The organism is Agrobacterium sp. lyk4-40-TYG-31, from assembly GCF_030209855.1.
Lineage (GTDB): Bacteria > Pseudomonadota > Alphaproteobacteria > Rhizobiales > Rhizobiaceae > Agrobacterium > Agrobacterium vaccinii.
On sequence record NZ_JARVRE010000019.1, the window covers coordinates 25375 to 37410 of the forward strand.

Genomic DNA, 12036 nt, shown 5'->3' on the forward strand with positions numbered 1-12036 from the left:
TTGCAAAACCTGTCACATGTCGTCTTATCTGTCAAGCGCGGCTCATAGGGTGGTGACATGTGTTGGAAAGACGTTGCTAGGCAGGGGTCTTGCGGTTTTGCATTTCTCCCTTCCCGGTAGAAGAAAGATTCCGCGCGGCATTGCCATGTGCGGGTCAGAGACCTGATACCATGGGTGTCGGTGAAGCTTTTTGAGGCTAGTCGGCTGGTATCAGGCCTTGTCTTCCACATGCGCGGTTTTGGAACGCAGAAGAACCTTGTAGCGTTCCAGACTTCCGCGCAGATGGATGCGCATCTGTTCGCGCGCGCCCTCCGCATCGCCCTCGATGATCGCGTCCACGATGCGGGCGTGTTCTTCCTGCAAGTGCAGATTATAGTCTTTCGGGCGTGAGCCGGGCTCGGCACCCTGCAATTCGCCACGGGGGATGATGCCGGACCGAATAAGGCGCAAAAACTCTGGAAAACGGCGGTTCTGCGTGGCTTCGGCGATTTTGAAGTGTAGGTCGAAGTCGCTGTCTCGCGTCGGGTTTCCCTGCGCAAGACAGTCGCCGATACGGTTATGCGCATCCAGAATGGCTTCGATCTGCGTGGCGGAGCGGCGTGATGCGGCAAGACCGGCGGACTCGACCTCAAACACGGTCCGCAATTCCAGAAGCTCGATGACGGAGGAGATGCGCTCGGTGGTCAAATCCTTGAAGGGCTCGTCCTTTTCCTGGCGAACCTGCAAGGCAAACACGCCAGCGCCCTTGCGCGCTTCGACCAGACCATCGGCACGCAGGATGGCGATGGCTTCACGCACGACGGTTCGGCTGACGGAATATTCCCGTGTCAGCGCACTCTCGCTCGGCAGCCTGTCGCCGGGCAGAAACACGCCGCCCACCAGATCACGCCGTAAGGCGGTGCTGATCTTGGACGCGAGGGAAGTCCCTCGCTCAGTCGTGCTTGCTGCGTCCATTGTGTGCCTCACCTGCCTGTTACCTGTCTGGCATGTTAGCGACTCAGCGCCACAATGCAAGTTTTCTTGTCTACCTCAATTTCCACTGACACGGTATGAGGGTTTACAGCGCGGGCAGGCGGCGACTACCCTGACTATGCGCTGAAAAATCCGTGGCCCGCCGGTTCGTTACATCCACGGTGCGCTCTCGCGATGATGCATCTCGGTTGGGCCCGGGGCCATCCTGATCGCGGATGATGCCGGAGCTGTGTGGATTGCCGGTATCGTCGAACATATTGCTTGGGCCCGCGGAATTTAAACTTGGTCGAATTTTCGAAGCGGTCACCGTTGCAGCGTGAAGCTGCCGCGGCAACGCCTGCTCTCAAATGGGTTATCACGGCAACGGCCCTGATCAGCGGCGTCGTCAACCTTCTGGCGCTGACGTCGCCGCTCTTCATGTTGCAGGTCTATGATCGGGTTCTGGCGAGTGGCAGCGTGCCGACTTTGGTGGGGCTTGCGGTGCTGGCTGCGGCGATGTTCACGGTGCAGGCGGCGCTGGAAATCATCCGCGCCCGCGTGCTGCTGCGGGTGGGCGAGCAGTTCGACAACAGATTATCGGGCCGCGTCCATGGTGCCGTGGTGCGCCTGCCATTGCTGACACGCATGCCGGGCGACGGGTTGCAGCCGCTGCGGGACCTCGACAATGTCAGGAGCTTCCTGTCCGGCCAAGGCCCCAACGCCTTTTTCGACCTGCCATGGATGCCACTTTATCTCGGCATCTGCTTTCTCTTCCACTTTTGGATCGGCATGACGGCGCTGGTCGGCGCCGTGGTTCTGGTTGCGCTGACGCTTCTGACCAATGCGCTCTCCAACCGGCCCGTGCGGGAAACCATGACGCACAACATGCGCCGCAATGCCCTGCTGGAAGGGGCGCGTCGCAATGCCGAGGTGGTGCAGGCCATGGGCATGGAAAGGCGCATCGCGGCGCGCTGGAGCATGGCCAATGGTGATTATCTGACTGCCAACCGTGCGGCGGGCGATATTTCCAGCGGGCTTGGCGGCGTGTCCAAGACGCTGCGCGTCATGCTGCAATCGGCCATTCTGGGCGTCGGCGCCTATCTCGTCATCGGTCAGGAGGCGACCGGCGGCATCATGATTGCCAGTTCGATCATGATGGGTCGGGCGCTGGCGCCTGTCGATCTGGCCATTGCCAACTGGCGTCCGTTTCTGATGGCGCGGCAAAGCTGGAGCCGTTTGCAGGACCTGCTGGCCAATGTGCCCCAGGACACGGACCTGACGGCACTGCCGCCGCCGGTGAAGGAATTGCGCGCCGAAAACCTTGCCATCGTTGCGCCCGGCGAAAAGCGGGCGACGGTCATCGGCGTGAATTTTTCGCTGCGGGCGGGCAGCGCGCTTGGGATCATCGGTGCCTCAGGCTCGGGCAAATCCACGCTCGCTCGCGCCCTCGTCAATGCCTGGGCACCGGCATCGGGCAAAGTGCGGATCGATGGCGCAAGCCTCGACCAGTGGGACCGGGAAATGCTGGGTCGTCACATCGGCTATCTTCCGCAGGGCGTGGAATTGTTCGATGGCACGATTGCCGAAAACATCGCCCGTTTCGATGACAATGCCGAAGACAAAGCCATCGTCGATGCCGCAAAGGCCGCTGGTGCCCATGATCTCATTCTTCGCTTCGAGAAGGGATATGAAACCCGCATCGGTGAGGCGGGATCGTCGCTTTCGGCGGGGCAGCGCCAGCGCATCGGGCTCGCCCGTGCGCTCTACCGGCTACCGTTTCTGGTTGTGCTGGATGAGCCCAATGCCAACCTGGATTCGGAGGGCGAGGCTGCCGTCGTCAACGCTATCGCTGCCGTTCGCAATCGCGGTGGCATCGCGGTCGTCATCGCCCACCGTCCCAGCGCGATTGGCGTGGTCGATCTGGTGCTGGTCATGGATGGCGGCCAGCAGAAAGCGTTCGGGCCGCGTGACGAGGTTCTTGCCAGGGTGCTGAAAAGCGCAAATCCGCCTGAACCAGGGCCATCCAAGGGTTTTCCGGTCACTGCCTATGGCGTCAAGCCGCTGCGTGCAACAGCGCAAGAGACCATCGAAACACGGGAACGCGACGATGCCAAATCATAGGGTTTACGACATCAGCCGCTCCATTCGCCACCACCTTTTGGCCGGTGCGTTTGCTGGTGTCGTGCTGGTGGGCGGAGCAGGTGCATGGGCAGCGGGCACTTCGCTATCCGGTGCGGTCGTTGCATCAGGCCATTTCGTCGTGGATTCCTACGTCAAGAAAGTCCAGCACCCGACCGGTGGCGTCGTTGGGGAAATTTTGGTGAGGGATGGCGATATCGTCAAGGCCGGGGATGTCGTCATGCGGCTGGATGCGACGCAGACCCGCGCCAACCTTGCCATCGTCACCAAGCGGCTGGATGAGCTGACGGCACGGCTGGCGCGGCTGGAAACCGAGCGGGACGACCTGCCGCAGATCGACTTTCCCGATGCACTCGCAACGCGGAGCGATGACCCGGATGTCGCCGCCGCCATTCACAGCGAAATGCGGCTGTTCGAGTTTCGCAGACAATCTCGTGAGGGCAAGAAGGCGCAATTGCTGGAGCGCGTTGCGCAATTTCAGCACGAGATCGACGGGTTGAAGGCGCAGGAAGTGGCGTATACGGATGGCATCGCGGTTTTGAATACGGAGATCAACTCGCTCACCAATCTGAAGCAGCAGGGCATCGTTTCCGACCAACGTCTGAACGGCTTGAGGACGCAGATGGCGACATTTGGCGGCGAGCGGGGCGAAAAGATCGCCTATCAAGCGCAGGCGGCGGGGCGCATTTCCGAGACGCGGCTGCAAATTCTACAGGTGGATCAGGATCTGAAATCCGAAGTCGGGCGCGAACTGAGCGACGTGCAGGCGCAGATGGGCGAATATGTCGAGCGGCGGATTTCTGCGCAAGACAGCCTGAAACGCATCGATATCATCGCACCGCAATCCGGCATCGTCCATCAGCTTGCGGTTCATACGGTGGGCGGAGTCATCAGTCCGGCGGAGGCCATCATGTCCATCGTGCCGGAAGATGATCAATTGACGCTGGAGGTGCAGATCGCGCCGAAGGATATAGATCAGATCAGCCTCGGACATGAAGCAATGTTGCGATTGTCTGCTTTCAACCAGCGAACGACGCCGCAGGTGAAGGCGCATGTGACGCGAATCGCAGCCGATCTCGCGACCAACGAGAGGACTGGTGCTAGCTACTACACCGTCCGGCTCATGGTTACGAAGGCTGAACTGGACAAGTTGAAAGGCTTGCGGATCGTCCCAGGCATGCCCGCCGAGGCGATGATCAAAACGGAAGATCGAACGGCGCTGTCCTATCTGGTCAAACCGTTGACAGACCAGATCAACCGCGCCTTTCGAGAGGAGTGAGGAACGTCCTCATGCTGCGCTTGGCTTTGCCTCGCTCAATATGTTTTCAGTCTTGTTTCCACCGCGCAGTTTGTCGAGCAGAAGATAGATGACCGGCGTGGTGTAGAGCGTCAGCAACTGGCTGACGAGGAGCCCGCCGACGATGGCGTAGCCGAGAGGCTGGCGCAGTTCCGAGCCTGAGCCGTGGCCGATGGCGAGTGGCAGCCCGCCCAGAAGCGCTGCCATCGTCGTCATGAGAATGGGGCGAAAACGCATATGGGCTGCCTTCATGATGGCGTCTTCGCTGCTGAGGCCCTCTTCACGTTCTGCCTGAATGGCGAAGTCCACCAGCATGATACCGTTTTTCTTGACGATACCGATCAGCAGGATCACCCCGATCATAGCGACGAGCCCGAAATCGAAGCCTGCGATCTGGAGGGCAAGAAGCGCGCCGAGGCCAGCCGAGGGCAGGGTGGACAGGATGGTCAGCGGATGGATGAGGCTTTCGTAGAGAACGCCGAGGATGATGTAGACCACCACGAGCGAGGCGAGGATGAGAAGGGGCACGGTGCCGAGCGAATCCTTGAAAGCCTTGGCGCTGCCGGAGAAACTGGTTTGCAGTGAAGCTGGTGGCTGCATCTGCGCAACCGCGTTTTCAATGGATGCGGTGGCCTGGCCCAATGCGACGTCTGGTGCCAGATTGAACGAGACGGTAACGGCGGGTGACTGGCCCTGGTGCGAGATGGAGACCGGCGAAACGCCGTCCGTTGACCACTTCGCAACATTGGAGAGCGGCACCAGCGTACCATTGCTGGCGCGCACGGAAAGTCGCTCAAGGGTGGCGATGTCTCGTTGCAGACTGGGCAGGATTTCGAGGATGACGCGGAACGTGTCCGTCTGTGTGGAGTAGGACGCGACCTGCCGCTGGCCGAAGGCGTCGTAGAGCGTATCGTCGATGGCAGATGGCAGCACGCCGAAGAGCGTGGCGGCGGCGCGGTCGATCTTGATGGACAGATTGGGCGCTTCGGCCTGCTGGTCACTGCCCACATCACGCAGTTGGGACAGGCCCTGCAACTGGCTGGTGATCTTTCCGGCCCAATCCCCCAGTTCCTCGATATTGGCATCCTGAAGGGTGAATTGATATTGCGTCTTGGCAGGGCGGGCACCGATATTGATGTCCTGCGCGGATTGCATGAAAAGCTTGATGCCCTGCTGCACATTGAGCGCTGAACTCAGCCGGTCGATCACCTGCTTGGCGCTGGCATCGCGTTCTTCCAACGGTTTCAGGGTGATGTTGACGTGACCCTGATTGAGCGCATTGCCGCCATTGCCGCCGCCAATATCCATGAAGACGCTGTAGACCGCTGGGTCCTTCATGATGATGGCACTGACGCGCTCCTGCAACTTGGCCATTTCGGTGAAGGAAATGTCGGGCGATGCCTGCGAGAGACCGGCGATAAAGCCGGTATCCTGTTCGGGAAAGAAGCCCTTCGGCGCGATGACGAAGAGGTAGCCCGTAGCCGCAATGGTGGCGAGAAAAACCGTCAGCGTGATGTATCTGTGGCGTATCACGGGTTTCAGGCTGTGGATGTAGAGCGTAGTGAGGCCCTCGAAAAAGGCTTCACCGGCCTTGTAGAAACGGCCTCGCTTGCCCTCATCGACTGGGCGGATGAAGCGCGAAGCTAGCATGGGCGTCAACGTTAACGAGACGACGGCGGAGATGATGATGGCGAGGGTGAGCGTCACGGCAAATTCGCGGAACAGGCGTCCGACAATGCCGCCCATCAACAAAATGGGGATCAGTACCGCAATCAAGGACAGGCTGATGGAGACGATGGTAAAGCCGATTTCGCCCGCACCTTGGCGTGCCGCTGCCAGCGGTTCCATGCCGTCTTCGATATGGCGCGTGATGTTTTCCAGCATGACGATGGCATCGTCCACCACGAAGCCGACGGCAACGACGAGCGCCATCAGGGACAGATTATCGAGGCTGAAACCCAGCAGCCACATCGGCGCGAGCGCACCGACCAGCGCAATGGGCAGGGTGAGAACCGGAATGATGGTGGCGCGCAGATTGCGCAGAAAGAGGAAGATGACGACGACCACGAGGCCGATGGTCAGGATGAGCGTGAACTGAACGTCCTCCACCGACGCGCGGATCGTCGAGGTGCGGTCGGTGACGAGTTCGAGTTTGACGGACTTGGGCAGCGACGCCTGCAACGCAGGCAGTTGGTCCTTGACTGCGTTGACCACCGCGATGACGTTTGCACCGGGTTGGCGGAAAACGTCGAGCGCTATGCCGCGTTCACCGTTGGTCCAGTGGGCCATCTTGTTGTCTTCGGCGCCGTTGACCGCCTGTCCGATATCGCGAATGCGCACCGGACCGCCATTTCGATAGGCGATGACGGCATCGTTCCATTCGGCGGCGGTGCCGATCTGGTCGTTGGTGTAGATCGGGAAGGTGCGGGTGGCATCGTCTATGTTGCCCTTGGGGGCGCTGAGGCTGAGATTGCCGATGGCGGTTCTGACGTCTTCCATGGTGACATCGGCCTGCGCCAACCGGCCCGGATCGACCGCAATGCGGATTGCGGGCTTTTGCTTTCCACCGATATTGACGAAGGCAACGCCGGAGACTTGACCGATCTTGGAGGCCACATTGCGTTCGATATATTCATCCAGTTCCGGCAGGGTCAGCGTGTCTGAACTGGCAGACAGCTGCATCACGGGCGCATCGGCAGGGTTGACCTTGCGCACGGTCGGAAGCGAGGTCATGTCCTTGGGCAACTGACCGGCGGCTTCGCTGATGGCGGTCTGAACATCGCTTGCCGCCGTCTGAATGTCCTGATCCAGCCCGAATTGTACGGTGATCGACGTGGTGCCGAGCGAGCTGTTGGAGGTCATCTCGGTAATGCCACTGACGCGCGACAAGGCCTCTTCTATGGGCTGCGCTACGCTGGAAGCCATTGTGTCAGGTGATGCGCCGGGAAGATTGGCCGCGATTTGCACCGTGGGGAAATCGATTTGCGGCAGTGCCGATACCGGCATGAAGGGGTAACAGATCGCCCCGAGCAGAAAAATGCCTGCCATGATCAGGCTGGTGGCAATCGGGTGCAAAATGAAGAAATCGAAGAAACCTGCCTTGGTCTTGTCTGGTGCTGGCTGCGGCGTTTCGGTCATGGCTTTGCCTGTTCCGCTAGCTCGCCGGTCGGCGATCCCGTCCATGGGGTGACAGTCACCTGATCGCCGTCACCGATGCGCGACTGGCCATCCATGACGACCTGATCACCATCGCCGATACCCTCCGTCACCAAAGCGCGCGCATCCGTGACATAAGCCGTCTTGACGGTTTTCTTCGCGACCTTTCCCTTGGGGTCGACAACATAGGCGTAGAGCCCGTCACGGCCTCGCGCCAGCGCCTTGTCGGGAACGACCACGCCATCCTTTTTGTCGACGGTCAGGATCGTTGCCACTGGAAGGCCGGGCCACAATTTGCCGTCCTTGTTGTCGAAGGTGGCGCGCAGGTGAATGGAGCCGGTGGAGGCATCCACTGCGTTGTCCATGGTCGTGAGGTTGCCCGTGGCCAGCGTCTGGCTGCCGTCCGTGCTGACCAGCTTCACCTGCGCAATGCCGCGCTTCATCGCTTCGCGGATATCGCCGAACCGGTCGCCGGGTGCGACGAAGGATACGGCAATGGGATCCATCTGCGTGATGGTGACGATGCCATCGGTGGAATTGGCACTGATGATGCTGCCGACATCGGTTTGCTTGAAGCCGGTGCGGCCCGAGATCGGCGCGGTGACGGTAGCGAAGCTGAGTTGCGTTTCGGCGTTCTTGATCTGCGCATCGTCATACTGCACCGCTGCCGCATATTGCTCGCTGGCTGCGTTTTTCTGCTCCAGCGTCGAGGCTGAGGCGACACCCTTTTCGGCAAGGGCTGCATAACGCTGGGCATCCGTGCGTGCGCTGTTGAGCTGCGCTTCGTCCTGCGCCTTTTTGGCCTTGGCGGAGGTGAGCGAAGAGACCAGTTCGCGGTCATCGATCGTCAGCAGCACGGCTCCCTTTTCCACGAATTGGCCTTCGGTGAAGGCGATATCCAAAACCTGACCATCGATGCGCGGGCGCACATTGACGGACTGCAAGGGCGCCACCGTTCCGATACCGTTGATGACGCGGTCGAGTGTTTCGGTGGTTGCCTTTATGGCGGTGACAGGAACTGCGGGGGCGTCGTCGGCATGCGATGGGCTGGGGAGGAAGGCCGCGATTCCAGCCAGAAGAGAAACCCATTTGCCCGTGCCTGACAGTGCACGCAATTGAACCAAAGGTTTTTTCATGCATGCCACTCCGTGAAAGCGCTCGATAAACGCTGCGGCATGGCATTTGGTTCAGCCGGGTGGGTGCCGGATAGCCCGAATTCTGCTTTATGACCAATAATTTAGAAACGCTTCAACCCTCAGATGCTCAATTTGCTGAAGGCATGGTGAAGCTGCAATTCTGGGCGGTGGGCGCGCTTCGGGTGCGGCTCAGAGCACACCCCATGCGCGGAAACGACCGCGCCCTGTCATCTCGCGCAACTCGAGCTGGTTGGCGAGACCCACCGCGCCCTGCGGCGTGGTGCCCAGTGCTTTGACAATCATCGAGGTCGAGACGACCGGGCGGGCCAGAACGAGGGCGATAAGATCGGGCAGGCGCGAATTGGAGCGGCGCCCGACGAGCTTTCGCTCCATGCGGCTGCGGGCGTTCAACAGACGGTCATGTTCCTTCATGCCGAGCGTTGCTGCTTCATGAATGGCATCCAGAAAAGCGGTGAGCCGTTCTGGCAGGCTGGCGGCATTGCGCCGCTCTCTGGCAATGGCGCGCAGACCGGTATTGAGTGTGATGAGATGCGCCTGCGTCAGCCCATCCTCCCGCAGCAGAGCCGCCGCGAGCTGACGCCCGAGCCATGGGCTGCGTTGAAGCACTTCCAGCCGCTGCCAGGCATCAAGAGCGATAACGGCACGCAAAGTTGCCGGAAGCCCTGCCGTGGATTTGAGGATAGTTCGCCACTCATCCAGCCGCTCGTCTTCGTTCCAATCAGTATCACGCGTCAGAGGCTCTGGTGTTGCGTGAGATGGCGGGCGCTCGTCTCTGGCGATGGTTTCCAGCGTGGCGGTGCTGCGCGCAATGAGCCGGTCGATAGCGGAAAGCTCGTCGCTGAGGAGGGTGTCCTCGGCGTCTTCGTCCAGATATGCGATCTGTTGTGGAACCGGTGTTGTCTCGGCCACCGGCTCTTCACCGCGCAGACGCGACAGGCCCGGCGGGCTCAGCGCCCATTTCGGTTCATGGGTGAAAATCTGCCGTCGCGCCCGCAATATGCGATTGGCGATGGTCAGCTCGTGGGTTGGTGCGCGGATGTCCATATGGGAATCGTGGAGAACGAGGTCTTCGATATGGACAAGCTCGCCATCCACCCACATGGAGGCCGCTGCGTCCTGGAAATCCTGCCGTTCCAGAAAGCCTTCCCTGAAGGGTGAGCGTGAGATGCGTTCATCCAGCCGCGCCAGTGCATCCGTTGCGCGGGCGCAGGGCGACATCAAGGTGGCGAACGGCAATCGGTTCACATCGTAAAGCATGGGATTTGATAGAATGCGGGCGATATGAAAACAATCTGGGAATTGACTTTCATAAGCTTTATGCCCGTCTTTATCAGTTGGGCAGTGTGACTTTCACTTCAAAACCGTCATTGCGGCCGGTGGCGGGGGAAGCGAGGTGCAACGTTCCATTCATCTGCTGAACGAGGTGGTGGACGATGGCTAGCCCAAGCCCGGAGCCGGAGGCCTCGGTTGCGCCCCGCATGAAGCGGGTGGTCAGCTTCGGCAACAGCGCCCTGTCGATGATGGCGCCGTGGTTGACGACGCGCAAGGTATTGTCCGTGCCGATGTGGACATCGACGGTGCTGCCGGACGGGCTGTGGACCAACGCATTTTCCAGCAGATTGCGCACCACGATGCCGAACGCATCGGCGTTGATCATGCCGCGAAGCTGGCCCTCCGCGGGCAGATGGAGCTGAATGCGTTTTGCGCCAAGTTTCGAGCGGCCAATGTCCTCCAGCACGAGTTCGACGATCGGCAGGAGGTCCGTCTCGGTATCGGCGGCCCCGATGCCCGCTTCGGCTCGGGACATCTGCAACAGCTTTTCCGCCAGTTGCGCAAGATGCGACAGCGACCGCTCGATCTGGCCGACGCGGGGGGCAAATTCAGGGGGAATATCTGCCTGCAAGCGCTGCGCCTGTGCCAGTGCACCGGCAATCGGCGTTCGAAGCTCATGGGCGCTGTTGGATGCAAAGGCGCGCTCCGATTCCAGTGCCGCCCGCAATCGCTCCAGCAACAGATTGACCGAGCGGGCGATGGGATGCAGTTCGGCGGGCAAATGCGCGTCATCGACTGGCACCATGTTGCCGCTGTCCTTGCGTCCGATTTCGTCGCGAAGGGTCTGCACGGGCGCAAGCGTTCGCCTGACGACGAGAACAACCGCGATGATGCTGGCAGGAATGAGAAGCAGCAGCGGCAGGATGAGCGCCGTGCCAGCCTCAATGATGGCTTCGCGACGATTGGCGAAGGCGTCCGCCATCTGAAGGACCATGCTGCCGTCTTCCGTCGCGACCGTGTAGATGCGCTGGGTCGCCGTATCGGCAAAGCCGGGTGTCAGCGGCACGTCGAAGGGTTCGTAGGCGCTGTCGCGGGAGCGCAGCAGAACCTCACCCTCGCTGTCGCGCACCTGATAGGTCAGGTATTCCTCGCCGACGGTCGGCTGAACCAGCGCGCGTTCTGCTTCGGGTGTTCGTTCCTTGAGATCGTCGGCGATCAAAGGGAGCAATCTTTCAGCGGTTTCCTGCACGCTGCTGTCGAAGATTTCGGCGAATTCGTCCTGCATGACCATGATGCCCAGAGACGATGCGACGAGCCATGAGAGCGCCACGACGCTCGTCAGCGCTATCACCATGCGGCGGGTCATGCTGTCGCTACGCTTCATCTGTCTACCTGATCGTGTAACCAAGGCCACGCACTGTCTCCACCCTGTCGGAGCCGATTTTCTTGCGCAACCTGCTGACATAGACCTCGACCGTGTTGCTTTCGATCTCAGCGCCGAATTCGTAAAGCGTCTCGTGCAGTTGCGCCTTGGACACCACGGCACCGGGTCGCTCCACCAGCTTTTCCAGCACGGCCCACTCTCTGGCGCTCAGCGTCAGCGCCGTGCCATTGACGACGATGTTGCGGGCCACCTGGTTGATCTCGATGCCCGGCAGCTTGACCACCGGCGCGGAACGCCCCTCGTAACGACGCGAAACCGCCAGCATGCGCGCGGTGAGTTCGCCCAGATTGAACGGCTTCACGAGATAGTCGTCGGCACCGGCATTCAGGCCCTCGATGCGGTCGGATACCTGATCATGGGCGGTGAGAATGATGACCGGTACCGGATCGTTTCGCTGCCGCAACTGCCGCAGGATCGTCAGGCCCTCGCCATCCGGCAGGCGAAGATCGAGCAGGATCAGGCCATAGCCGACGGTCTCGGTTGCTGCGATGGAATCTGCCACGGTCTTGAACCAGTCCACGGCGTGCCCGGCGACGGCCACGTGGTCGCGCAGCGCTTCACCCAGAACATGGTCGTCTTCGACAAGCAGAACACGCAAGCATACCTCGCTTTCAGACCAG

General features: G+C 60.7%; 9 protein-coding genes. 2 read left to right on the top strand and 7 right to left on the bottom strand.

Annotated elements, in window-relative coordinates; all coding sequences use genetic code 11:
- Positions 1–210 precede the first annotated feature (210 nt).
- Positions 211–954 (bottom strand): FadR/GntR family transcriptional regulator, encoded by a 744-nt coding sequence (locus QRN55_RS22675; protein ID WP_284778368.1) that lies wholly within the window; start codon positions 952–954, stop codon positions 211–213.
- 103 nt (positions 955–1057) lie between these two features.
- Positions 1058–1228, bottom strand: a complete 171-nt coding sequence (locus QRN55_RS22680) for a hypothetical protein (protein ID WP_233137576.1) — start codon at positions 1226–1228, stop codon at positions 1058–1060.
- 26 nt (positions 1229–1254) lie between these two features.
- Between QRN55_RS22680 and QRN55_RS22685 the strand changes: the two genes are divergently transcribed.
- Both QRN55_RS22685 and QRN55_RS22690 read left to right on the top strand, forming a co-directional pair.
- Positions 1255–3072, top strand: coding sequence for a type I secretion system permease/ATPase (locus QRN55_RS22685; protein WP_284778369.1), 1818 nt, complete (start codon positions 1255–1257; stop codon positions 3070–3072).
- Complete coding sequence (locus QRN55_RS22690; protein WP_284778370.1) at positions 3059–4369, top strand: HlyD family type I secretion periplasmic adaptor subunit; 1311 nt, start codon at positions 3059–3061, stop codon at positions 4367–4369. The genes QRN55_RS22685 and QRN55_RS22690 overlap by 14 nt, the downstream gene beginning before the upstream one ends.
- 9 nt (positions 4370–4378) lie before the next feature.
- Here the strand turns inward: QRN55_RS22690 and QRN55_RS22695 are convergent, their stop codons facing one another.
- From QRN55_RS22695 to QRN55_RS22715, 5 genes are all read right to left on the bottom strand, one after another.
- Positions 4379–7525, bottom strand: a complete 3147-nt coding sequence (locus tag QRN55_RS22695; RefSeq protein ID WP_284778371.1) for an efflux RND transporter permease subunit — start codon at positions 7523–7525, stop codon at positions 4379–4381.
- Positions 7522–8679 (bottom strand): efflux RND transporter periplasmic adaptor subunit, encoded by a 1158-nt coding sequence (locus tag QRN55_RS22700; protein WP_284778372.1) that lies wholly within the window; start codon positions 8677–8679, stop codon positions 7522–7524. The genes QRN55_RS22695 and QRN55_RS22700 overlap by 4 nt, the downstream gene beginning before the upstream one ends.
- A 189-nt stretch (positions 8680–8868) precedes the next feature.
- Positions 8869–9957, bottom strand: a complete 1089-nt coding sequence (locus QRN55_RS22705) for an RHE_PE00001 family protein (protein WP_284778373.1) — start codon at positions 9955–9957, stop codon at positions 8869–8871.
- A 73-nt stretch (positions 9958–10030) separates the two neighbouring features.
- Positions 10031–11356 (bottom strand): sensor histidine kinase, encoded by a 1326-nt coding sequence (locus QRN55_RS22710; protein ID WP_284778374.1) that lies wholly within the window; start codon positions 11354–11356, stop codon positions 10031–10033.
- Positions 11357–11360: 4 nt separating this feature from the next.
- Positions 11361–12014, bottom strand: a complete 654-nt coding sequence (locus QRN55_RS22715) for a response regulator (protein WP_284778375.1) — start codon at positions 12012–12014, stop codon at positions 11361–11363.
- Positions 12015–12036 lie beyond the last annotated feature (22 nt).

Coding starts and splice junctions, on each gene's coding strand:
- QRN55_RS22675 (WP_284778368.1), bottom strand. CDS start 954: ATGGACGCAGCAAGCACGACTGAGCGAGGGACTTCCCTCGCGTCCAAG.
- QRN55_RS22680 (WP_233137576.1), bottom strand. CDS start 1,228: ATGTTCGACGATACCGGCAATCCACACAGCTCCGGCATCATCCGCGAT.
- QRN55_RS22690 (WP_284778370.1), top strand. CDS start 3,059: ATGCCAAATCATAGGGTTTACGACATCAGCCGCTCCATTCGCCACCAC.
- QRN55_RS22695 (WP_284778371.1), bottom strand. CDS start 7,525: ATGACCGAAACGCCGCAGCCAGCACCAGACAAGACCAAGGCAGGTTTC.
- QRN55_RS22700 (WP_284778372.1), bottom strand. CDS start 8,679: ATGAAAAAACCTTTGGTTCAATTGCGTGCACTGTCAGGCACGGGCAAA.
- QRN55_RS22705 (WP_284778373.1), bottom strand. CDS start 9,957: ATGCTTTACGATGTGAACCGATTGCCGTTCGCCACCTTGATGTCGCCC.
- QRN55_RS22710 (WP_284778374.1), bottom strand. CDS start 11,356: ATGAAGCGTAGCGACAGCATGACCCGCCGCATGGTGATAGCGCTGACG.